Origin of the sequence: Empedobacter sp. GD03797, assembly GCF_029842105.1 — a bacterium.
Taxonomy (GTDB): Bacteria; Bacteroidota; Bacteroidia; order Flavobacteriales; family Weeksellaceae; genus Empedobacter; species Empedobacter falsenii_C.
Window position 1 is genome coordinate 95,323 of the sequence record NZ_JAOCFS010000007.1, and the last position, 24,907, is coordinate 120,229.

24 protein-coding genes are annotated in these 24,907 nt (G+C 29.3%); 2 read left to right on the forward strand and 22 right to left on the reverse strand.

Going from position 1 to position 24,907, the window contains the following annotated elements; translation table 11 throughout:
• Window positions 1-2: 2 nt before the first annotated feature.
• Genes N5D90_RS07480 through N5D90_RS07565 form a run of 18 tightly spaced genes read right to left on the reverse strand, consistent with a single transcriptional unit; the run spans window position 3 to window position 19,097 of the window.
• A complete protein-coding gene (locus tag N5D90_RS07480; RefSeq protein WP_280062050.1) occupies window positions 3-2,486 on the reverse strand; it encodes a polysaccharide biosynthesis tyrosine autokinase in 2,484 nt (827 codons plus the stop codon).
• A gap of 2 nt (window positions 2,487-2,488) precedes the next feature.
• Complete coding sequence (locus tag N5D90_RS07485; protein WP_280062051.1) at window positions 2,489-3,274, reverse strand: polysaccharide biosynthesis/export family protein; 786 nt, start codon at window positions 3,272-3,274, stop codon at window positions 2,489-2,491.
• A gap of 2 nt (window positions 3,275-3,276) precedes the next feature.
• Window positions 3,277-4,380 (reverse strand): glycosyltransferase family 4 protein, encoded by a 1,104-nt coding sequence (locus N5D90_RS07490; RefSeq protein WP_280062052.1) that lies wholly within the window; start codon window positions 4,378-4,380, stop codon window positions 3,277-3,279.
• A complete protein-coding gene (locus tag N5D90_RS07495) occupies window positions 4,367-5,113 on the reverse strand; it encodes a glycosyltransferase (RefSeq protein ID WP_280062053.1) in 747 nt (248 codons plus the stop codon). The genes N5D90_RS07490 and N5D90_RS07495 overlap by 14 nt, the downstream gene beginning before the upstream one ends.
• Window positions 5,104-6,222 (reverse strand): EpsG family protein, encoded by a 1,119-nt coding sequence (locus N5D90_RS07500; RefSeq protein ID WP_280062054.1) that lies wholly within the window; start codon window positions 6,220-6,222, stop codon window positions 5,104-5,106. Before N5D90_RS07500 ends, N5D90_RS07495 begins: the two co-directional genes overlap by 10 nt.
• 6 nt (window positions 6,223-6,228) lie before the next feature.
• A complete protein-coding gene (locus tag N5D90_RS07505) occupies window positions 6,229-7,218 on the reverse strand; it encodes a glycosyltransferase (protein ID WP_280062055.1) in 990 nt (329 codons plus the stop codon).
• Window positions 7,218-8,282, reverse strand: a complete 1,065-nt coding sequence (locus tag N5D90_RS07510; RefSeq protein ID WP_280062056.1) for a glycosyltransferase — start codon at window positions 8,280-8,282, stop codon at window positions 7,218-7,220. The genes N5D90_RS07505 and N5D90_RS07510 overlap by 1 nt, the downstream gene beginning before the upstream one ends.
• An 8-nt stretch (window positions 8,283-8,290) precedes the next feature.
• Entirely contained in the window at window positions 8,291-8,839 is a 549-nt protein-coding gene (locus tag N5D90_RS07515) for a serine acetyltransferase (protein ID WP_280062057.1), read from the reverse strand.
• Window positions 8,840-8,842: 3 nt separating this feature from the next.
• Window positions 8,843-9,985 carry a glycosyltransferase gene (locus N5D90_RS07520; RefSeq protein ID WP_280062058.1) on the reverse strand — a complete coding sequence of 381 codons (1,143 nt, stop codon included), beginning with the start codon at window positions 9,983-9,985 and terminating at the stop codon, window positions 8,843-8,845.
• Entirely contained in the window at window positions 9,985-11,493 is a 1,509-nt protein-coding gene (locus tag N5D90_RS07525; RefSeq protein WP_280062059.1) for a hypothetical protein, read from the reverse strand. Before N5D90_RS07525 ends, N5D90_RS07520 begins: the two co-directional genes overlap by 1 nt.
• A gap of 32 nt (window positions 11,494-11,525) precedes the next feature.
• A complete protein-coding gene (locus N5D90_RS07530) occupies window positions 11,526-12,116 on the reverse strand; it encodes an HAD-IB family phosphatase (RefSeq protein WP_280062060.1) in 591 nt (196 codons plus the stop codon).
• A complete protein-coding gene (locus N5D90_RS07535) occupies window positions 12,116-12,841 on the reverse strand; it encodes an SDR family NAD(P)-dependent oxidoreductase (protein ID WP_219034172.1) in 726 nt (241 codons plus the stop codon). The genes N5D90_RS07530 and N5D90_RS07535 overlap by 1 nt, the downstream gene beginning before the upstream one ends.
• Complete coding sequence (locus tag N5D90_RS07540) at window positions 12,838-14,160, reverse strand: FAD-binding oxidoreductase (protein ID WP_280062061.1); 1,323 nt, start codon at window positions 14,158-14,160, stop codon at window positions 12,838-12,840. Before N5D90_RS07540 ends, N5D90_RS07535 begins: the two co-directional genes overlap by 4 nt.
• Window positions 14,150-15,025, reverse strand: a complete 876-nt coding sequence (locus N5D90_RS07545; RefSeq protein ID WP_038335293.1) for a UbiA prenyltransferase family protein — start codon at window positions 15,023-15,025, stop codon at window positions 14,150-14,152. Before N5D90_RS07545 ends, N5D90_RS07540 begins: the two co-directional genes overlap by 11 nt.
• Window positions 15,025-15,852 carry a hypothetical protein gene (locus N5D90_RS07550; protein ID WP_038335290.1) on the reverse strand — a complete coding sequence of 276 codons (828 nt, stop codon included), beginning with the start codon at window positions 15,850-15,852 and terminating at the stop codon, window positions 15,025-15,027. The genes N5D90_RS07545 and N5D90_RS07550 overlap by 1 nt, the downstream gene beginning before the upstream one ends.
• A gap of 9 nt (window positions 15,853-15,861) precedes the next feature.
• On the reverse strand, window positions 15,862-17,010 hold the full coding sequence (locus tag N5D90_RS07555) for a glycosyltransferase (RefSeq protein WP_038335288.1): 1,149 nt from the start codon (window positions 17,008-17,010) through the stop codon (window positions 15,862-15,864).
• A 4-nt stretch (window positions 17,011-17,014) separates the two neighbouring features.
• Entirely contained in the window at window positions 17,015-17,926 is a 912-nt protein-coding gene (locus N5D90_RS07560; RefSeq protein WP_280062062.1) for a glycosyltransferase family 2 protein, read from the reverse strand.
• The gene (locus N5D90_RS07565; protein ID WP_280062063.1) at window positions 17,913-19,097 is read right to left on the reverse strand and encodes a glycosyltransferase; all 1,185 of its coding nucleotides are present in this window, start codon (window positions 19,095-19,097) and stop codon (window positions 17,913-17,915) included. The genes N5D90_RS07560 and N5D90_RS07565 overlap by 14 nt, the downstream gene beginning before the upstream one ends.
• A gap of 104 nt (window positions 19,098-19,201) precedes the next feature.
• Here N5D90_RS07565 and N5D90_RS07570 point away from each other — a divergent pair, with 104 nt between their 5' ends.
• Window positions 19,202-19,717, forward strand: coding sequence for a Smr/MutS family protein (locus tag N5D90_RS07570; protein ID WP_114998950.1), 516 nt, complete (start codon window positions 19,202-19,204; stop codon window positions 19,715-19,717).
• 43 nt (window positions 19,718-19,760) lie between these two features.
• Here the strand turns inward: N5D90_RS07570 and N5D90_RS07575 are convergent, their stop codons facing one another.
• The 4 genes from N5D90_RS07575 to N5D90_RS07590 all read right to left on the reverse strand — a co-directional run bounded on the left by N5D90_RS07575 (window position 19,761) and on the right by N5D90_RS07590 (window position 23,231).
• A complete protein-coding gene (locus N5D90_RS07575) occupies window positions 19,761-20,411 on the reverse strand; it encodes an alpha/beta hydrolase (RefSeq protein WP_280062064.1) in 651 nt (216 codons plus the stop codon).
• Window positions 20,412-20,472: 61 nt separating this feature from the next.
• Window positions 20,473-21,231, reverse strand: coding sequence for a TIGR02757 family protein (locus N5D90_RS07580; RefSeq protein ID WP_280062065.1), 759 nt, complete (start codon window positions 21,229-21,231; stop codon window positions 20,473-20,475).
• A gap of 36 nt (window positions 21,232-21,267) precedes the next feature.
• Window positions 21,268-22,488, reverse strand: coding sequence for a LuxR C-terminal-related transcriptional regulator (locus N5D90_RS07585; protein ID WP_280062066.1), 1,221 nt, complete (start codon window positions 22,486-22,488; stop codon window positions 21,268-21,270).
• A 68-nt stretch (window positions 22,489-22,556) separates the two neighbouring features.
• Entirely contained in the window at window positions 22,557-23,231 is a 675-nt protein-coding gene (locus tag N5D90_RS07590; protein WP_280062067.1) for an ABC transporter ATP-binding protein, read from the reverse strand.
• 403 nt (window positions 23,232-23,634) lie between these two features.
• On the opposite strand from N5D90_RS07590, the gene sucC reads away from it, so the two are divergent.
• A complete protein-coding gene (sucC, locus tag N5D90_RS07595) occupies window positions 23,635-24,828 on the forward strand; it encodes an ADP-forming succinate--CoA ligase subunit beta (RefSeq protein WP_180905863.1) in 1,194 nt (397 codons plus the stop codon).
• The last annotated feature ends 79 nt before the right edge of the window (window positions 24,829-24,907 follow it).

The following is a 24,907-nucleotide window of genomic DNA, read 5'->3' on the forward strand; positions in this document are numbered from 1 at the left end:
AATTAAAAGAATTTACCTTTAATTCGAGAAGCTAAACGTTTTATTTTTCCGAATGATGAATTATCAAAATTCTCATCTCCAGCAAAATAGCCGTAACCGTATCCATAACCGTAACCGTAGCCGTAACCATATCCGTAACCATATCCGTAACCGTAGCCAGTTTTAATTTGGAAATCGTTGAATACAATTCCGACATTCGAAACTTCACCTTCATCGTATTTATTCGAAATTGCATTGATAAAGTTTTTCTCCGAGTAATTGTAACGTGTTACATATAGTGTACAATCTGCATAACGCATCAAATCGTACGAATCTGTTACTAATCCTATCGGTGGTGAATCTATAATTACAAATTCGTATTTCTCTTTCAATTCAGCAAACAATTGATCCATTCGATTACTCAAAATCAATTCTGAAGGATTTGGAGGAATTGGACCTGCTGTAATAATATCTAAATTTGGTAAAATTGTACGTTGTGTAATTTGATTTAACTCTAAGTCACCCGCAACATATTCTGTTACACCTGTTTTATTATTGATATTAAAATCGTCAAAGATTTTTGGTTTACGTAAATCTAATCCAATCAGAACCGTTCTCTTATCCATAGAACCAAGTGAACTCGCAATATTCATCGCATTGAAAGTTTTACCTTCACCTCCAATAAATGATGTTACCAAAATCGTTTTGTTATGCTCATCAAGTCCTGGATTCTTGTATAAATATTTCAGATTAGAACGAATTGATCTAAACGATTCAGAAATTCCTGATTTTGGATTGTTGATTACAACTAAAGGTGAATTATCTCCCAAAGGACCAACTAAACCAATAATTGGAATATGTGTACGACTTGTAATATCTTTTAAAACACGAACTTTGAAGTCTAATAATTCTTTAATCACAACATAAATCAAAGGAATCAATAAACCAATTCCCAAAGCTATTAAATAATTACGCTGCGGATTTGGATAAATAGAACCTTGTCCTTGATTTTTAGCTGGATCAATAATTGTGATATCAGATACAATAGATGCTAAAGATAAATCTGTTGTATTTAATTGATTAATCAACGTTGAATACAATGTACTGTTTAATTCAAATCCACGATTCGCTTCCACAAATTCAATTTCTTCGTAAGGTAAATCTTTCGCTTTGAATTCAGATTCCGCTAACTTAGCATTAATCATTGACAGATCAGTATTCAGCTTTTGTAAATGCGCATTAACTACATTCGAAATGTTATTTCTAGTTTTAGCTAATTGACGATCAATTTCTCTAATCTCATCAGTGTTAGATTTATAAACCTTAAGCATTTGCTCGCGCTGATTTTCAAGATTATCTAATTGATCAACATTCGTCATGTAATAAGACACATCAAGACCGGCAATATTAAGCGCAATTAAATTATCAACACTACTCGATTTTTTAGGCATTAAACGATGTAATGCATTGATTTTCTCTTCTACAGTTACGCGTTCTTTATCTAATTCAGTAAGCTTCCCTAAAAGCTCACCTTTTTTTGTATCGAAATTATAAACTCCTGTTTTCTTCTGTAACTCTTGCAAATTGTTTGTTGCGCTATCTAGCTTAAGCTTTACTGCTGCAATTCGTTCTTGTAAATATTTACGTGTTTGGTAGGCTGATAAATTTTTTTCTGCTAATTCATTTTCTATTAAAACTTGAATTGAATTGTTTAAAATATCAACTGCTTCATTCAAACTTTCAGCATTTTTTGAAACAGCTATTATACTTGAAATTTTAGATGGATTTGTGACATTAAAATTCTGTACAGCTCTTCCTGTTGCATCTTTGATTGTGACTAATTTAAATGATATTGAGCTCTCAGAAAATGGTACATTTGAACGAGTCAACATGATTTTATAATTTTTACCTACCATCCATTGATTATAATAACCAATTTTAGGTAAATTCAACTCGTCAGACTTTATAATACTATCTTTAGTAAATTGATATAAAGAACCATTTTTGTTCTCGACTTCAAAATAAAAAGAGTTATGATCTTTAGGTTTTACTTTTACATCAACATATGCAACTTGTTGATGTAATGTATCAATATGAACATGAAAAGGAGCATCTAATTTATATATATTAGATTTTTTTAAACGTCCTTCTTCTGTATAGAAAATATAAGATTCTGCTCTTTTTACAACTTTCTCATTATGAATACGAGAAGTTAATGTATACGATAACCCATCAATTTTATTTGCATTTCCTCCCCAAATAAAATTAATAGAGTTAGAGGCTAATGAATTATTGGCAGAACTATTATCTTTAATTTTAAATGTTGTATTTGCTGTATAAATTTTGTTCAGCCTCCAATTATTAAGATAATATGCTACCGCCAACGCGATTAGCATCGAAATTATATATAATGGCCAAGCATTCAATAATCTTGGGATAAGCCTTTCTACATCAATAAAGTCAGATTGTTTTTTCTTAACTTTTTGATTAATTGTTGTATCTGCCATTATTATATTTTATCAAAGAATAAATAAACTCCTAAAATTGTTGCAATTGCTCCCATTACAGTAGTAACAACAGTAAGAGGATTTAGTCCTACACCCCATACTTTTTCTTTACGAGGATTAACAACAATAATATCATTATTCTGAATCCAATAATACTCAGAATTCATAATAGATTCTTTTGTTAAATCGACATAAACCTGCTTTGTTCCATCTAAATCTGTTCTAATAATTCGAACATTTTTCAAATCAGCATAGATATTATTCGTTCCAGATTGGGCAAAAGCATCTAACAACGTCACATTTTTTTTAGGTGCTCTAAATACACCTTGACCTGCTTCACCTACGATAGTATATTCTATTCCTGCTAAATTAACATCTATGAAAGTTCCTTTTTCATCGTAGATTTTATAGAATTCTTCTTGGATTTTCTTACGAGCTTGTTCAATAGTAAGACCTTCTAATTTTATTTTTCCAATACGAGGTAACTCAATTGCTCCGTCTTGTCTTACATACACACCATTTCCTCCTTGAGTACTATTACCTGAAGTAATAAAATCACTAAGAATTCCCATAGAAGCTCCTGCAGCAGAAGAAATATTAATTAAAATTTGATCATTTTTTTGAATATGATATTCAGGTTTTTCAAAAGAAATCTTACCATTTGCATCTAATTTTAAATTAGGATCTGGCTGAATTAGTTGAACATCTTTTAAAGATATACATGAAAACAAATTCATGATTATCAACAAAATAAAGGTTTTGGTTAAAGTTGATTTTAAGTTAAGCATTTTTATAATGATATTTTTTTATTCTTTTTTAATACTACAGCATATCGTAGAGAGACAACAAAACTAATTGATAAAACAATAAAGATCAAAAATAGTTTATTAATTTCAATATTTCTAAAATAATACCCAATGAATATAAAAAAAATGTTAATAAGTACTAATATTATTGAAGTTTGAATATGAGTTAACCCTAATTTTAAAAACTGGTGATGAAGATGGTTTTTGTCTGCCGAAAAAGGACTTCTTTTTCTAAGAATTCGGATTGTAAAAACCGATAAAGTGTCTACGATTGGAATAACAAAAATAAAAAGTAATAAAACAGGTCCTGTTTTTAAACCTAAACTAGAGGTTTCACTAATGTATAAAAAGCGAATTGCCATAAAAGTTAAAATAAATCCTATAACCATTGAACCAGTATCTCCCATGAATATTTTAAACTTTTTGGACAAATTATACCTTCCAAAACCTAGTAAAACAGCTAATGTACTAACAGCTAATATTCCTATTCCGTAATCAAATATTCTGTAGAATATATAAACAAAACACAAACTAATTACTATACCAATTCCTGAAGCTAAACCATCAATTCCGTCAATTAAATTGAATGCATTTATTAGTACTATAAATACAAAAATGGTTAATATAACTCCAACAAAATAAGGAATCTCGTAGATACCAAATAATCCTGAAAATGACTTAATCATTATACCAGAACCAAAAATAATTAAAATGGTACTTATTATCTGACCATATAATTTTTTATCTGGAGCTACAACTAATAAATCATCCATTAATCCAATAAAAAATAATATTGTAATTGCGGATAAAAAGAAAGAATAGTTAACACCTAATTCTGTAGCAAATATCGATGTTGAAACTACTATTCCAAAAAATAAAGCCACTCCTCCCAAGGTTGGCACTTTATTAACATGAGAACTTCTTTCTCCTGGTACATCCATCAATTGTTTTTTGTAGGAGATACGTATAATTTTCGGAATTGAGATCAATGTAATGATTAATGCAAAAAAATAGGCTCCCATTATGTTAATATATAAAGGAGAAATGTTTAGCGTATATAAATATTCTAATAATTTAAAATTTTCCATATTTTTTTAATCCATTCATAGCCCAAAAAAATGTATAATATGATGATTTGAAAATATTCATTTTTAAATAATATCTATAGACATCATATTGTTTTTTAGCAATTCGTAATTTATTTCGAGAAACAGAGTTATTTCGAATTCTGTAAATAGCTAAAGATTCATTGATTGCTCTTGCATATTTTATTCTACCTAACAAATCTATCCACATGGCATGATCTTCACGAAGTTCTACATCTGGAACTGGTATTTTTCCAATTCGTTTTGAATCATATACAGATGTTAACATCGGAATAGGACAATTATATAAAATACGATTTTTATCTACTTTATCTACTGCAATAAAATCTGCTAACAATGGTTCTAAATTTTCATCAACACGCTTATAACTTGAATAAACTAACTCTTCATTATTCTCTAACAAATAATTAATCGTAATCTCTAAAAAATTTGGCAACCATAAATCATCACTATCGAGAAATGTAATAAATCTACCTTTTGCTTTATTCAATGCTAAATTTCTAGCATGAGCAGCTCCATTATTTTCTGATTGTAAAATTAATTTTATTCGATTATCATTAAATGATTGAATTATTTCAACTGATTTATCTGTTGAACAATCATCTACAATAATCCATTCCCAATTATTATAACTTTGATTTTTTATAGAATCATATGTTTCAGCTATATATTTTTCAGAATTATAGCAAGGTGTTATTATAGATATTAATTCCATTTCCATAATCCGTAAATAGCTTCTTTATTAAAAATTGTTTTATAATTAGCAAAATTAGATTTATGAGCTTGTTTAACTTGAAACCAAAAAATCAATAAAATTGTATAGGAAACGAAACTTACATAAATAAAATTTCGCTTAAACTTGTCTCCATTAAAGGAATACACCAATCTACCTACTGTCAATCCTAAAAAAACTAAATAATAACCAGGTAATCTAATTCCAAAAATTCCCTTACCTAAAAAGAAATAAAGTAAAACTCCAAAAACAAATAAATTTCTGAAATAACAATACAATTTATCTTCTACAGCATATTTGTTGTAAATAATAATTGAAAGAATTGATATAATTTTTACAAAATCACCGACTGCAACTCCATCACCTTGATCATATAATTGGCTTTGATAATCTTCAAACTTATCTTGCCCGATAGGCATAAATTGCATAATAACTTCTATTATAGAATTTAATCCTGTATAGAAGCCTATGATAGAAAAAACAACTAGCCATCCAATTAATTTTTCATCAAACTTCATCGGTGCTATCCAATATGCTAATATAAATACAATAATTGATTCATGAAATTGGAATCCAATTGCAATACAAATTAAAAATTTAATTAAATTTCGATCAATTACATAGCGAATTGAATATATGGCTATAGCATTTGCCAAACCTTGTCTAATATGCACATGCTCTTCGAACATAAAGTTTGGCATTGCGTATATAAATAGCACTAAAAAAGGAAATCCTCCATACTTATAAAATGTCGAAGATTTTAAAATCAAGGATGTAGTTGCAACAGTTAATGTAAGCATTCCAAAATCAAAACCATAATCAACTAGAATTTTGTTTAATCCTAAATAACCTTTTTCCATACTCGCCATTTCAGCAAATCGATCAAATTCTGACCAACTAGTACTTGCTAATAAGTTAAATGTATTAAAATAAGCCACCCAATCAGGACTCAAAGCGTAACCTAATCCTGCAGTTAGAGTCATTATGACAACAATTAATATATATAATTGTTTACTAACCTTTTTATTAGAAAACTCTAAAAAAGATGCAACAAGTAGAAATGCAAATATGAATAAATAAATAAAACTCACTACAGATTAGAATTTAAGTAATAGTTGAGGATTAATTAAGGCTATATAGTAAAAAAATCGTTTTTTCAATGGTAATGAATTTAAATAGTTTTTGTCAAAACGTTTATAATTTTTAAGTTCTTTTTTTGTTAAGTTATTTGCCTTTAAAAAATCATTCAAAACATTTAACATTTTACGCTTCAAATTTTTATCTTTCACATAAGCCAAATAAGCTAAATACGAATAATAACCTTGTATAATTTGAAAACGCTTTAACTCAGTTGCAAATGTATTGTATTTACTCTGATAAAAATAATTTGTCACCTCATTTACAGCAACAAACATATCCAAACCTTTCTCCGTATGTGTTTTTGTAATAGAATCTTGTCGTTCGAAATACTTATAAAAAGGTTCATTTATTTTAGAGATAATACTCGAATCTAAAACCAATTTCGGAATCAATTCTATATCCTCAAAATGAATTCCATTTCTAAATCGATGATTCTCGAACAACGCTTTTTTAAAGATTTTATTACATGCAAAGCAACTCATTTCACCAAAAATGGTAAAATCTTCTACTAAAATTATTTTTTCTGGCAATTGAGGCGATTGCGGTAAATCACGAAATTCTTTACCATTTTCATTAACTTTTACCAAATCACACAAAACAATTTCAGATTCATCTCTTTCCGCCAATTCATACATTTTCTCCAACATCGCTAAATCAATGTAATCATCAGAATCAACAAAAGCAATGAATTCTCCTTTCGCTTTATCAATACCAGCATTTCTCGCATCACTTAATCCTCCATTTTCTTTCTGAATAGAAATTATGCGCGAATCGTTTGAAGTAAATTCATCAATAATTTCTTGAGAATCATCCTTAGAACCATCATTTACAACAATCACTTCAATTTCTTTCAACGTTTGATTCAATATCGAATTTAAACATTTCGAAAGATATTTTCCGGTGTTATAAACTGGTACAATGACGGATATTTTAGGCTGAATTGACATTATATTTTATCAAAAATTGATTCGTATTGTTGAATTATTTTTTCTTTACTAAATCGAGAATGAATACTTTCAATAATTTGTTCTTCTGAATGATTCTCTTGCAAAACTTCTTTAATTTTTTCTGCAAAACCTTTTGAATCTGAAATTGGAAAAATTTCTGCATTAATACCTTCTTGCACAATTTCATTGATTCCTCCTGGACAATTATTTGCCAAACTATAAGTTCCACAAGCTCCAGCTTCCAGCAAAACATTCGGAAAACCTTCGTAACGAGAAGAAAGTACAAACAAATCTGCATTTTTTAGGTAAACAAATGGATTTGAAACTTTTCCTTTAAACGTTACATTATTCAAACTCAATTCATCTTTTTGTTGAGCTAGTTTATCTTTAAAAGCTCCATCTCCAAGAATCGTTAAATGTATATTTTCTCCTTTCAATTCATTCATCACATTTAATAAAAGATCAAAACCTTTTCGTGGTGAAAGATTTCCTATTGCCACAATATTTTTATAGCTCGTGTCAAAATCGATAGTAATACTTTCTATTTTTAATCGATTAATTAAATCAAAATCAACTGGATTATTAATTTTTATAATTTTATATTCCGAAATTCTAAAATTCTCAATCAAATCATTTTTCATATCGTCACTTTGCGCAATAATTTGATGAAAATTATTATAAAATCGATAAAAGAATAAAATTTCTTTACGTTTTACATGTTCAGAAACTACATTTGTTTCTCTTGTAATAAACTTCGTTCTAGGAAACAAAGAAATGATTAGTGATAAAAAAGCTGAAATTTCCCCCCAACCTGTAAAAACAATTTCTGGTTTTAACTTTTTAATCAACGGAATAATTTTGAAAATCGAATAACGAATTCGAGAAACGTTTAATTCAATAATTTCAACATCATCTTTCAAATGATTTAAATAATAACCTTCTTTTTTAAACAACACCAATTTTGGACAGAATTTCGTTCGATCCAATTCATTGCAAAGCGTTGTAATTACTCGCTCCGCACCACCTTGATTAAGGTCTGGTAATATGAAAAGTATTGTTTTCAAAAAAAAATTTATTCAATTCTATTATTAATATAACCTTCCGTAGCTTTTTCGTTCGAAATAATTTGCATTGGATTTCCTGTCACAATCGAATTGTCTGGCACATCTTGCGTTACATAACTGTTTGGCGCAATCAACACGTTATTTCCAATTGTAATTCCACCAACAATTACGGCATTTGTACCAACCCAAACATCGTCTTTCAAAATTGGAAACCCTTTCGATTTCCCTCTATTTGTCTGACCTAACGTAACACCATGCGCAATATTACAATTTTTCCCTATTTTACATTTTGGATTAACGACAACGGTTCCCCAATGCCCTAAATTTAACCCTGATCCAATTTCTGTTTTTGCAGAAATTTGATAACCATATTTAATCGAATAACGACGCAACAACAAACGATAAACTAAACCTAAAGGATGTTTAGCAGAATATTGTTGAGCTTTTCTTAAACAATAAATAAAACGAAAACCTGGACTCATAAAACCTTTCAATAAAGGAGAATTTGTCCAATATCCAAAGTTTCGATAAAAATCTTTCTGAATAATTGTTTTCATAATTTAGTTTAAATATTTTTCAATTGAATTTACTGCATTCCCCAACTCAAAAGGTAATGTTTTTCCTTCAATGATTTGTTGATATTTATGGGCAATTTCAGGATTTTGAATAAAATATTTCATTCCATCATAAATTGCTTCCTCTTCATTATGGATAATATACCCTAATTCGCCATCATTCAACATTTCTCTAACTCCCGAAACATCTGTTGCTATAATTGGTTTTGCTAAAACCATCGCTTCAAACAAAACTGTTGGGTAACCTTCGTAACGAGAGGATAAAATATAATAATCTGCCTGAACAAAATAGGGATAAGGATTTTCTTTGAAACCAATCAAATGTGCAGTTTCTTCAACTCTTAATTCTTCAACCAATTTTTTGATATTCGGAAAATCGTAACCGTCACCAACAATCCAAACTTGATGTTGAAAACCTTCGTCTAGCAATCTGCGATGCGCTCTCAATAGACGATCAAATCCTTTTTGTGGAAAAACTGTTCCGATTGAAACAAATGTCGGTTGATCATTTTTTTTCTGAATCTCACAAGGTTCTAAAGCTGACTTTATAATTTCATTGACATCAATAGGATTATAAATACGAACCACTTTTTGTTTTTGTTCATCTGAATTTGCTAAACCTAAAAATAATTGATTAATCTTTTCTGAAATCACTAGAATTTGATCAAATTTGAAAAAGTTTTTCAATCGTTCTGTTGTATATTCAGGAATATTCGACAAATCATTGTGGATCCAAACTATCTTTTTAGAAGATTTAATCGGAGAATTCAAAATATCATCTGCTATTCCATGAATTGCCGCAAACTCTATATCGTATTTTTTGTTTGGTAAAATAAATTTATAAAGCAACTTCGGAAACTTTGACAAAATCTTCTGATAAATCACTCGAAAAGCTTTTTGCGGAATATCCTGCGGACGATTTGTCGTAATCATTTCACCTTTATTCAAATAATAGATATTAATCCAAGACGGAACATCTTTGAGATATTTACCTGAATAAAGGTTTAACAATAAATCTATTTCGTATTTTTCTGCTGGAAGATTTTTGAGAAAAGTGACCAATACTTTTTCAGCACCTCCATGACGAAGTGAGCCAATACGTATTAATATTTTCTTTTTAGCTGACATTATTTCGCAGTCGATTTTCGTTTATATAAATAGAAATCTCTACCAGAAGGCTTGAATTTGTATATTTTGTCTAAAATAGGATTGTCAGATTTTGCTACATCTGCAACCTTAAATTCTTTGATCAATTCGTAATCATTATAAATGGATTTATCGGCCAATTCTCCTTTGAACATTGGCTTGAAATCTTCTAAAATATATTTCGGTTTTGCTTTATTGATAAGATTAGAAAAACCTACTTCTTTTCCATTTTTCACGATATTTTCTTCGGTTAATCTTTTATCAACTAAACCAACGTAATCAATTACTTTTAACTTAGAAAAATAAGGAATATAACCTGCTGGTTCTAGGAATATATAATTGTCTTTATTAGGCTCAATTGAATCTAAATACAAACCTATTTTACGTGCATGATTCCATTCTCCATGTCCTGTTGCAATAGAATGAACAGCTTGATAAGCTGTAAATGGAATAAAAAAGACGATAAAATAAGCAATTGATAATGATTTGTACTTTTCCGAATCTAAAACGATTAATATAATAGGCAAAAACAAACAGATTTGAGGAATCCAATAATACCAATCAAACCATGAATTAGCCGCACCAAAAATGATGGTTTTTACAACTCCAAACAAGAATAAAAACGAAACAACTTTTCGTTTATCAACATTCCATTTTTTGTTTAATACAACCAAACAAACCAACGAAATTATAAATAATAAAATCGTTGAAAAGTTAAAGATAGATGTTGGAAATTTTATCATTCCAAAATAATTCGGCCCAAAGAATTTGAATTCAGTCCAGCGTTCTAATAATGTAGGATTTACGTAATTATTCTTTTTAGAAGTGATCGTGTTATTCACAATTTCTCCAAAGTAAAACCAGTTGAAAGCTACTGTAGACAAAACGGCTAAAATACCACCAATCATCAATGCGTTATTCCATTTACGTTGTTGAATTACATCATAAATAAATAACAATCCTAAGAAAATACAGGTGTCAATTCTAGTCCAAAGAATTAGGATCGGCATCAATATAAATGCCCAATTTTTTCTTTCTACAAAACCATATTTGATTAATGCCATATAGAAAAAGAAAAGCATTCCGAATTCCATTCCTAAAATTGACATTTTTATAGCAGGTGGTAAAAAACTAACAAATAAAATGAATAAAATAATCTTATTTGTTGAATTGAAAAATAGTTTTCCAAGCCAATATATACCAATTGTCAGTAAAATTGTATTAAAAATAAGAAGCGGATAAATGAAATTTCCTTCGCCAAAAATAGATTGAAAAATGACTCCAACAAAAACATATAAATGTGTTGTAGATGCTGATATTTTTTCGGCTCCGTTATAGCCGTAGACACCATACTCGAAAATATTTCGAGCAACACGCCACGAAATTAAAGCATCTTCTTGTATATGGCGAGTAAAGAAAAAGATAGATTTTAGAAGTAAAATCAAAATTGAAGCAATCAGAATTTTACTTTTATTCAAAGAATCTTTCATAGTTATAGTTTGGTCGTGCAAATATAGTTTTATTAATTAAAACATCTAAAATTAGATTTTGTGGCGATCGAAAACATTGCTTCATCTCCTTTTGTGTCACCAAAAGCTATGATTTGGTCATATAAAGACAAATCAATTTCTTTCTCGATTCTATTCTTTTTTTCCTGATAATTACAATTTGGTGAAGCAAATTTCCCTGTAAAAAAGCCTTGTTCATCATATTTTGCTTTGGTACAAATTAGTCCCATTTCATAATAATCTGCAAAAGGTTGAATCCAAAAATCGACTGAAGCTGAAACGATAAATTTATCATTATAATTACTTAACGATTTAATATATTCATCAGCTTTTGAATAAATTAATTCTTGATGATTTTGTTCAAAATAATTTTGAGCTAATTGATTAATTTCAACATAAGATTTTCCTTTCAAAAATTTCGAAATGAACATTTCTTTTACAAAACCAGCATCAATTATCTTTAATTTCGAAACGACAAATAATGGAATAAATATCAGATAATTAACAAAGTAAACTTTAGGAAAAGAGAATTTTAAAAAATCGAATAAGGTATCTTTACAAGTTAATGTTCCATCAAAATCAAAAAGGTATAAATTGCGATTCATTACATTTTCATTTTTTTGAAAATAAATTCAGGAACATTACGAATTATCATCATAATTCCCCACCATAAAAATGTCACATAAACAACATTTTTCTTTTTGACATAAGCCTTATAAATAATATTAGCCGCTTGATCTGGTTGAGCAGTTAATGGTTTTGGTGTTTCGATATCAGCTGTCATTTGTGTATCCATAAATCCTGGAATAACCGTCATTACATGAACTTTTTTATGAAATAAATAATTTCTCAAACCAGCTAAATAAGCTGTAAAGCCAGCTTTTGCAGATCCATAAATAAAATTGCTTTGACGACCACGTTCACCAGCTACAGATGACAATCCAATGATAGTTCCCGAACCTTTTGCTTCGAATTTCTGCGCAAAATGATTAATTAAGACAATTAATTTTGAATAATTAACTTCTACTATTTGTTTCGTATTCCAATCATCATATAAACCTTCTTCCGAATTTTTTCCTAAATATCCAGCTGCACAAAACAATAATTCAGAATCGATATGAGAAATTAAAGAATAATCGTTTTCTTTTGTTAAATCGAAATGAACAATCTCGCATTTTTGCTCATATTTTGCATAAAAATGTAGTGCTAATTTCTTTGTTTTTTCGATGTTTGATGTAAATAAATAAACCATCGGAAAACGTTTACCTTCTTTCAAAACCTTTTCTACAAAAGCTATTGCTACATCAGAATTTGATCCTATTACTATCATTTTTGCTTAAATCTATTGATACGTTCGTTTTGCATCGACTCGAATTTTGGAGAATCGATATGTTGTAAATAATCTGTCAAGGCTGGATTGGACATCGCGTCTTTTGTTCGGTAAATATGTCCTCCATAATCCATCACAATTTTATCTAAACTTGCAATTAATTTCTCTAATTTATTGTTTACTTTAAAGTCTAAAGCCAAGGTATATCCTTTCATTGGAAACGAATTATAAGCTTTTGGATTATTATCACCAAACAATTTCAATACTACTAAAAAAGAACCATTTCCACTAGCAGCAATTGTTTCCAATATCTTTCGCATTCCTTCTTTTCCCGTCTCCTTTGGAATCACAAATTGATATTGAATAAATCCATTTTTTCCATAAATACGATTCCAATTGTGAACAGCATCTAACGGATAAAAAAATGTTTCGTAATCCACATAATTTTTCAAATGCTTTTTGCCTTGTTTATTAAAATATAACCAATTGAAAATCTTAATTGATAAAGGATTTAACGCGAAATTTGGAAAGAAAAATGGAATATTTAAGTTTAATTTCTTCTTAATTTTTAAAGGATTCTTTTTGATTTTTTTAGGTAACTCGTCTAAAGTCGCATGTTCGCCACGCAACATAATAGATTTTCCTAAAGAAGTTCCTTTTTGTAAACAATCTAACCACGCAACATTATATGTCCAAGATTCAGAAGATTCGAACAAATCGAAAATTTCATCTAAATTCTTTGCCTGAATTGCTTCATTTCGAATATACGCTGACTCAATTTTTTTCAACATAAATTTAGCAGAAATAACAATTCCTGTCAATCCCATTCCTCCTATTGTTGCCCAAAATAAATCTGTGTTTTCATTTCTTGAACAATGTAAAATATCTCCATTTTCGATCATTAAATCGAAATGAATTAAATGATCAGAAAAACAACCATCGATGTGATGATTTTTTCCATGAACATCTGATGCAATTGCTCCGCCAACTGTAATAAATTTGGTTCCAGGAGTGACTGAAATGAAATATCCTGCCGGAATTGAAACTTCTAAAATATCTGGTAATAAAACACCAGATTCAACTTCTATAATTCCATGTTCACGATCAAAATCGATAAATTTATTCCATTTCGATGTTGAAATAATTGTATTTTGTAATGATGCATCTCCATAACAACGACCATTTCCTCTCGCAATAACTTCTTCATTTGAAAGAATTGCTTCCTGAAATTCTAAAATTGTAGTTGGCGAGACAACATTGGATTTTATAGATGGATACAGTCCCCAATTGGCAACTGGGATTAATTTTTTATTTTCCATTGTTAAAATAAATCAATAAAATATAACATATTCCCCACATTACAATTAAAATTTGTAGAAAATGATCTTTAAAAATCAATTTAGTCGGAGATTCTGTTTTAGCATATACAAACGTTTGTTGCAAATAGCGCAAAACGGCTGCAAAAACAAAGACAAAGGTATAAATAATATAATGATGAAATTTGGATTGTGTTTCTGGAGAAAGAATAAACATCATGTAACAAATTACAGCGACAGTACAAGTTATAGCTAAGGCAGAATTAAGAAAATTGAGATTATACCCGTCTAGCGATTTTCTTGTAATACCTTCTAGTTCGGCATTAATTAATTCCCCTCTACGTTTACCTAAAGCTAAAATCAAAGCCAAATCAAATACTAACAAAATTGTCCAGTCCGTCACAATTAAACTAGTCATATAACCACCAACAAAAACTCTTAGTAAGAAACCAAATGCAATAATCATCACATCAAGAATTGCAATTTGTTTTAACTTGAATGAGTAAGCTAAATTCATAAAAAAGTAAATTCCAACAAGAATTGCGACCTGTTTATTTCCAAAGAAATAAATGAGAATTGATGTTACAATGACTAAAAAGAAAAATAATATTAAAGCATTTTGCTTCGATATTTTACCACTTGCGAGTGGTCTATTTTTCTTTTCGGGATGTCTTTTATCTTTCTCTATATCAACATAATCATTGATAATATAAATACTACTTGCTACAAACGAAAAGATTAAAAAGCCATAAAACGACTCAATAAACAAATCGATATTCAATAAATTTCCCGAAAAAAATATTGGTAAAAAAACGAATAAATTTTTCACCCATTGGTTAACACGTATAAGTTTTAAATAGTTTAGCATTAATTTTTATTTTTCCAATCCTTATAAATCTGATTTGATTTTTCTCTAATTTCCCCTAAATCATCAATGTAATAAATAAGTTCCTTTATTTTAGTATCATAATTATCTTTCACAAAATTTAATAAATCTGTCCATTCTTCAAAAGATAATTCCACAAAGTTTTCTGTAGCATAGCATTCCAACCCCTTAGCATTTAATCTTAACTGATAATTTAGACGTTTTATTGGTGTATTATACTGGGATTTATATATATCAGCAAAAATAGTTTTTTTAAAATGTAAATCAGATTTATCCATTTGCATATAATTTATTTCAAAATCTATAGGTAAAGGAACCGAAATATGATAAAAAAACAAATTAGGTTTAATTTGTAAACCTGATAAAACATGATGAAATATTGTATTTACTTTTATGTGTTCTTTATGCCAATCAATCGGAAAGGGAATAAATATATTAGAAATGCTTTTATTATTTAATAATTCTTTTAAATCTGAGTAATCTTCATAACTGTTAGAAACAATCAATTCAAAACCAATTTTATTCTTTAATTCAATCAATTCATTCCTTCTTACAGTTTTATTTGTTTCATTATAATTATTTCCTAAGAATTGAAAATAATAAACGATTGTATTTTTTTTCAATAACAGCTGACTATTACCTATCCATTCGTCATCGGCATGAGGAACCAACACTAAATTTTGGGATTCAGATACATCAAATGGTTTTCTATTTTTATATGATTCGACTTTTTGAAAATAATATTGCCAATTCCATTTCAACAAATATTTTATTCGTCGTATTTTATTTTTTAATTGTTTACTAATCATATAAAATTATTATTCAATTAATGAATTCCATTGATTAATAATTAGATCTTTTCTCCACTTTCCTGAATTTTTTCCACTTAATTTATTGAGTAATTCTAAATCCTCTTCATAATCAATTAAGTATTGTAATTTTTCTTTAAAAAATTGTTTATCATTCATTGGAATTAAAAAACCATTTTTCTCATTCACAATATCAGAAGGTCCATACTTGCAGTTATAAGAAATCAATGCGTTAGCTGTTAAATTTGCTTCAATCAAAACCGTTGGTAAACATTCCGTTTTACTTGTAAAAAGAAAAATTTTACTTTTCGAAAGTTCTTGAAAAATTTCTGAAATAGTTTGACTGCCTAAAAATAGAATTTTATCGTTTAAAACCTCAATAGATTTCACTTTATTTTCTAACTCATTCTTAGATGGTCCGTCTCCAATAATCTTAAATTTAAAATCTTTTAAATTGATTTCATTAACTATATCAATCAATTCACCAACATTTTTATCCGCATCTAATCGACCAACATAAATTAATGTATTTTCTTTTTGATCAATCAAACTTTCATCAAAAGATTCGAAAGGCTCTCCTACCAAATTAGGAATCAAATGAACATTTTTATGAATGTTTTTATAATGTTCTAAAGAATTGGAGTTAATACAAACAACACCTTTCAAATTTTTGTAATGTTTTCGTAAAGAATCTTTCCATAATTTCCCTCCTACTTCGAAGTTTGCATGTTCCCAAGCAATTGTCTTTCCTCTTACTTTTTTATTCAATGCTAATTGAGAAGATAATTTATACCAACTTGAGATAATTACATCATAATTTTGACCATTCTTGTTCATCCATTTATGTAACATTTCCCATTGACCGAAATCGTACACATAGTTTTTGATGTTATTTTTATAGGGCAATTTTGGAAAATACTTATTCAAGTTAACATTAATTTTTTGAAATCCCCAATGCGAAAAAGTATCAATTACAATAATCTTAACTCGATGGTCTAATTCAAAAAAGCTACTTTTTTCATTGATCATAATCACAATTGAAACATCATAACCTTTCTCCACTAATTCGTTCGCCAAGGAAACTAATACGCGTGCAACTCCCCCAGCCTTGAAAAGCTTGTAATAAACAAATAGTATTTTTTTGGGTTGGTTGGTCATATGATTATTTTATTTTAAAATAAATAAAGCTCAACGGATAAAGCAATATTGACAACAATTTAAACTGTTTCAATCCTTTGTTTATTTCTGACAAATTTCGATGATTAATTATCGAATAAACTTGATATCCAACCAAATTACGAATTAAAGCTTTTGGATATCCAAAAAGTTTTGTTCCATAAGAATTTAGAAAAGAACGATAACCTTCCATCAAACCAAAAGTATTTTTTCCCGTCCAACGTGTATTCGAAACAGAATTAGCATCTTCTTCATCCAAATGATAGTTACGAACAACTTTATTCACAAATCTAGTCTTCACTCCATCAGCATCATAGGTATTAAAAAACACTGATTGTGGAATGTAACCTTTGCTTTTATAAGGTGAATAATCAAAGTTTTTCAACAATTGTTGATAAGTCTTTGTTATAAAAACACCAAACTTATCTCCACGCACTTTATACTTGTAACGCATATTGAAAATTGAACCATCAAATCCATTATTTGGATATTGATTACCAACTATTTTTCCATCTGTATATTGCGACAATCCCATTACAGAAATATATTCATCTTGGTTTTTGATTTTCTCTACCTCATCAAATAATGTTTGTAAAGCATTCTCAGGATAAGAATCGTCTGAATCAACAATCATAAAATATTTTGACGTTACTTTTTTAACTCCTTCAAAAACAGTAATGAATTTATGTTGATTTTCGTTCCAGAAATATTCAATATCAATTAAACCTTCTGATTGAAAATTTTCAACAATTTCTCTAGTATTATCAGTAGAACCATCATCCATAATAATCCATTTAAAATCTTTGAACGACTGATTTTTTAACGAATCATACACACGCGTCAACGTATGCGCACGATTATAAGAAGGTGTGACAATGGTAATTTTAACCTCGTTCATTCTCTAATTTGATTTGATATTGCTGTTCGAAAACTTCAGAAACTTGACGATAAATCTCTTTTTCATCAAATTTATTGTACGCATTTTCAGTTCCTTCAATAATTTTTTGAACCAAATCTTGATTCGTCATAAAAGATTTCATCGATTCGTACATTTCATCTTCATTATATTGAATTAAAATTCCATCTACTCCATCATCAATCATTTCTGCAATACCACCAACATTTGTCGAAATAATTGGTTTTCGCATGCACATCACTTCACCTATAACCAATGGATATGACTCGGATTGTGTTGGCAAAATAAAATAATCAGATGCTTTGATATAAGGATAAGGATTGGTTTGAGAATCTAACAATAAAAAAGAATCTTCAACATTTAGTTGTTTACGTTGATTGATCAAATTTTCCATTTCGTTTCCTCCACCAATTACCGCTATTTTATGATTATAACCATCATCTAATAATCGTTTATGCACCTTCATCAATGTATGATAACCTTTTCGATGATGTAATCGTCCCATAGACGAAAAAACAGGTAAATCTGTTTCATAAGAATACTCAAAATGCTCGGCTTTTTTCAAAACCTCATCCACTTTTATCACATTATAAATAACAGTCGATTTTGGATAGGTAACTCGATACAAATCCTCGATTACTTGACGTGTTTGTTTCGAACCAAAAATCATAAAATCAAAACGTTTCATCTTTTCAATTCTACTCAAAACTCGCTGTTGATCTTTATCATAGCCAACATCAGTATGAAACCAGCCTATTTTTCTTGATTTTTTATCAGGAGAATTTAACACCATATCAAATTCCGCATAACCAGGCGAAACTTCGATATCATATTTTTCTGGAACTTTTATTTTGTATAAAATTGAAGGAAATTTATCATAAACTTCTAACTTCAATCGTCGCCAAACTAATTGTAATTTCTGTATAAAACCATTAGAACTCATCTGTTCTTTTCCTTTTTCTACAACAATTAATTTTATATCAGTCGGAATTTCTTTAATCAATTCGCCTTGATACAAGTTAAGCATCAAAGTAAAATCGAATTTATCTTTTGGTAAGTTTCGCAACAAATCTAAAACTACTCTTGGAACCCCACCCATTTCTAATGAACGAAGCCTAAAAAGTACTTTTATTTTTCTAGGTTGATTTGACATTTGGTTAGTTTAATAAACAAAAATACAACATTGAGTTTGAATTGAATAATACAACAATCTAAAAACTCATAAAATAATTCTTAATTTTGCAGAAAAAGTAGAAAATGTTCAAAATTGGAACAAAAGTTAAAGTGATAGATGATAATATTTCGGGAACAATTACCAAATTGAAAGGTGATTTTGTTTACTTTAATGATGAGTTTGGTTTTGAATATGAGTATCATCAAGATGAAATCATCAAAGATATTGAGATTGACTATGAAGAATATCGAGATGAGGAAATCAAAGAATTTTCGAAACCAAAGTTTAAGACTTTTCGCAAATCTCATCGTCATCCGTATTTAACGCGAGAAATTGATTTGCATATCGAAAATCTGGTTGATAATTGGCGTGATTTGGATAATGCGCAAATTATACAAACGCAATTAGATGTTGCTCGAAATGAGGTGGAACGTGCTATGTTCGAAAGTCAAATTCGATTGATTTTAATTCACGGTTACGGAAAAGGAATTCTGAAAAAAGAAATTACCGAATTATTATTTCGTTATACGAATATCGAATTCTATGACGCCTCGTTCAAGGAATATCACGGCGACGCCATAGAAGTTAAATTTATTTAAATATCTTATAATAATGAGAAGCTGAATTAAATTCAGCTTTATGTTAAAATCTTTTGATCCAATCCATCAAATCATAGTAATTTTGAGGAACAATTCCGTGTCCACTTCTGTATTCGTGGTATTCAAAATTAATATTCAAGGATTTTAAAAACTCGTCACCCATTCGTCCTAATTCAATTGGCAATACAACATCTTCTGTTCCGTGCGAAACAAAGAAATTTAAATTCGAAAAATCTTTAGATTGATCAAAATCTCCAATAATTTTAGCTTCTGGATAACCACTTAAAATTGCAACATTTTTAATCTTTTCTGGATTATTTAGCGAAATCGCATAACTCAAAATTGCACCTTGACTAAAGCCCATCAATGTTACATTTGCTACATCTAAATTCTCTTGCTGAACAATTGCATCAATAAATTCAACCAATTTATTACGAGATTCTATTGCTTGCATTTCATCCATCCATTTTTCATTGTTCACAAAATTGATATCATACCACGCATATCCGCCATACACAATATCATGCAACGCACGCACACTTACAATATGCGCATTCTGTGGCAAATCTTGTGCAAACGAAAACAAATCTTCTTCGTTGCTTCCATAACCATGTATCAGCACAAAAAGAGGCGTTTTTTCAGTCGAAACAACAGGTAAACGTTCGATATATTTTATTTCATTCAATTCTTTCATACAAACTTATTTTTAGCGAATTTAATTCTAATTTTTCTAAATAAAATTATTTTCAGTTCAGTTAAAACCCTTCGAAAACACCCAAACCAAATAAAGCGAAATCATATTTAACAGGATCATTTGCATCCATTTCTCGCAATTTTGTATCAAGTTCTTTCAATGCTTTTGCATCATTTTGTTTTCGAGTCAGAATATTTAATTTTCGTGCAACATTTCCCGAATGCACATCCAAAGGACACGAAAGAATAGAAGTTGGAATGGATTTCCAAATCCCTAAATCCACGCCTTGTTTGTCATCACGAATCATCCAACGCAAGTACATATTGATACGCTTTGCAGCCGAATTATTCAACGGATCTGAAATATGTTTAGTTGTACGAGTTGGATGCTCTATCTCGAAAAAAATTTGTTTGAAATTCGAGATTGATGCTTGCATCGAATCTGAAGTTTGATGTTTTGCAAAAACTTGTTCCAATCCGCCATGATTTTGATAAATATTACGAAGCGATTGCATGAAAAATTTCAAATCTTCACTATTAAATGTTCTGTGAACAAAACCATCCAAATTCTTTAAATGATTCTCAGAGAAATTCATCACAAAATCGTAAGGCGAATTTCCCATCAATTGCATCATTTTATTCGCATTATTGATAATCATTTTACGATTTCCCCACGCAATTGTTGCCGCTAAAAACCCTGCAATTTCGATATCTTCTTTCGCAGAAAATCTGTGCGGAATCTGTACTGGATCAGAATCGATAAAGTCTAATGTATTATATTGAAGAACTTTTTCGTCTAAAAAATCCTTTATTTCTGTCATTTAGCAAATATACTAAGAAGTATAATATATAGAGAATTAGAATTTCAATCCTAAGCGATTATCTATTCCTAAAGCTTTATAAATAATTTTTAAATGATATTTTACGGTATTTTCAGAAATAAAAAGTTCTTCGCCAATCTCTTTATTTGTTTTTCCTTGTTTTACAAGTTCAATAATCTCTAATTGTCTTTCTGTTAAATTATAATCTTCTATACGAAGTAAATGCTCTCCTTTTTCGTGAGATTCTTTCATGAAATTCTCTAACTCAATTCGCATTCTATTATTCTCTCTTTGTATAAATCGATTTTTCTCTTTGTTCGAATTATATAATTTTATCACTACAACAAGAAATGCAACAACAGCAATCAAGCAAGTTATAAGTAAATAACGAATTTTTTTCTCGTAATCAATTTCAATATTTTTTCGCTTGTCAAGTAAATTTTTATCAAGAATAGTTAATTTACCATTAAAAGTATTGGTACTATATTTATAAGTAAGTTCTACAGCTATTTTCTGATAATAATATGCTTTTTCAAAATCTTTTATCTCTGCATAAAAGTGACTCATAATGTAATAAACAAACTTTTCATAAATCAACATTTTATATTTTTTTGAATAAAAAATAGCGTTATCAAATACTTTTTCAGCCATTTGAGTATCTTTTTTAAATTCAGCTAAATCAATTAGTTTTATATAAACGGCTGCAACATGTTTCGGATTATCTATTTTGCCAAGTTCTATCGCATGGTTTAATGTTTTTTCTGCATTAACAAAATCTTTCTCTCGCATTTGTAATGTTGCAATTACATTATAATAGAATAATTGAGTTTCAGAATTTAATAAAGACAAGTCTTTTGTAGAAATTTCCTTTAATACTTTATCTACATCTTCCCATTTCTGATTATCAAAAGCAACAAATAATTGCTCTACCAACAAGCGTACTTCACCTATTTCTTTCAGCTTATTATCGTTCACTTCATCCAAATGTTCTTTTGCTAATTCTAAATTGCGCGCAACTTCAGGATAATTATATAACCTTTTATAGGTTAAAGATCTTTGTATATAAGCATTAAAGATGTCATAATGTGTAGATTTTTTATCCGTAATAACTTCTTCTAACTTTAATAAAGAAGCTTCATATTTGAATTGATCATTTAAAACTGAAATTTCATCATTCAATTTTTGCGGATCGATATTTTGGGCAGATAAAAAAGGAGTAGTAAGTAATAGAACAAAAAACAGTAAATTCTTAAACATTAAAAACAATAATTCTTAGAAGTTACAAATGTATCCTATTTTATTAAATCATTTTAATCGAAAAGATTTTACATATTATCAACAAACAAACCATCAGCCATCACCAATTTTCGATCGGTCATATTTGCTAATTCTTCATTATGCGTCACAATGACAAAAGTTTGCCCAAATTCGTTTCGAAGATTGAAAAATAATTCGTGTAATTCTTCAGCATTTTTAGAATCTAAATTACCAGAAGGTTCATCAGCAAAAACAACTTTTGGTTGATTGATTAGTGCACGAGCAACTGCTACACGTTGTTGTTCTCCTCCAGAAAGTTGATTCGGTTTATGCGTCAAACGTTGCGAAAGTCCTAAATAAGACATCAACTCTTTTGCACGTTTTTCGGCTTCTGCTTTTTTTGTTTTCTTGATAAAAGCTGGAATACAAATATTTTCTATTGCATTAAATTCTGGCAACAATTGATGAAACTGAAAAATGAATCCAATGTTTTCGTTACGAAATTTAGATAAATCGCGATCGTTTAACTTCGTGATATCTTGTCCCGCAATCTGAATAGAAGTATTATATTTCTTTGGCTCAGAACTTTTTTCTAATGTTCCTAAAATTTGAAGCAAAGTTGTTTTTCCTGCTCCAGAAGCACCAACGATAGAAACGATTTCTTCTTCTGCAATCGATAAAGAAACATTTTTTAGCACTTCTAATTCACCAAATTTCTTAACAATATTTTCTGCTTTTATCATGAGGTAAAGATATGAATTAAGTACTAAGTCTTAAATCATAAGTGATAAGTTTTTTTTGAATTAAAATTCGTCAGTTCGAGTGATTTTTAGAAATGAAATGATAAAAAATTGTATCGAGAATAGAATTTCACTAGAATTGACGGTTTTTTATTGATAAAATTATAAAATCAATCCTCCGTCGAAAATGCTTTAAACCCAAAACAAACAATTTTTAGTGTACTTTGTACGATTTAAAAATTATATAACAATTGTTTTGACTTTTTAAATCATTAATATTCGTATCTTGTAACCTCTAAATAAACAATATTAACCACTTTTTTAGCATAAGCTGATAAAATTAATATGGCAAAATTTAGAATACATCAACAATATTTTTATTTTTGTAATTGAAAAATCAAAAAAAATGAATCTTCACGAATATCAAGGAAAAGAAATTCTTAGTAAATATGGTGTAAAAGTACAACGTGGTATCGTTGCTACTACACCAGAAGAAGCTGTAGAAGCTGCTAAACAATTAACAGAACAAACTGGTACAGGTTGGCATGTCGTAAAAGCACAAGTACACGCAGGTGGTCGTGGAAAAGGTGGTGGAGTAAAGCTTGCTAAAAACTTGGACGAAGTAAAAGAGAAAGCAAACGAAATCATCGGAATGCAGTTAGTAACACCTCAAACTTCGGCTGAAGGTAAAAAAGTTCATCAAGTTTTAATTGCTGAGGATGTTTATTATCCAGGTGAATCTGAAACTGAAGAATACTATGTTTCTGTATTATTAGATCGTGCAACTGGTAAAAACATGATTATGTATTCTACTGAAGGTGGAATGGATATCGAGGAAGTTGCTGAGCACACGCCAGACAAAATCTTTACAGAAGAAATTGATCCAGCTGTAGGAATCCAAGGTTTCCAAGCGCGTAAAGTTGCTTTTAACTTAGGTTTATCAGGAAACGCTTTCAAAGATGGTGTTAAATTTATCACTGCTTTATATAATGCATACGTTGCGATTGACGCTTCTATGTTCGAGATTAACCCAGTTCTTAAAACATCTGACGATCAAATTATCGCTGTAGATGCTAAAGTATCTATCGATGATAACTCATTATTCCGTCATGCAGATATCGCTGCTTTACGTGATACAAGAGAAGAAGATCCAACAGAAGTTGAAGCTGGTGAAGCTGGATTAAACTTCGTAAAATTAGACGGAAACGTAGGATGTATGGTTAACGGAGCTGGTTTGGCAATGGCAACTATGGATATCATCAAATTATCTGGTGGTAATCCTGCAAACTTCTTAGACGTTGGTGGTACTGCTGATGCTGAGCGTGTAGAAAAAGGTTTCCGTATTATCTTAAAAGATAAAAACGTAAAAGCTATCTTAATCAACATTTTTGGTGGTATTGTACGTTGTGACCGTGTTGCTCAAGGTATTTTAGATGCTTACAACAATATGGGTGACGAAATTAATGTGCCAATTATTGTTCGTTTACAAGGAACAAATGCAGAAATCGCTAAGAAAATGATTGATGAATCAGGTTTCGCGGTTCACTCTGCTATCACATTAAAAGATGCTGCTGATAAAGTAGAAGAATTAGTAGGTTAAGATTTAACTTATTTACAATATATCAAACCTCTCAAAGAAATTCTTTGAGAGGTTTTTTTGTATAGTTTATTGTCATTCT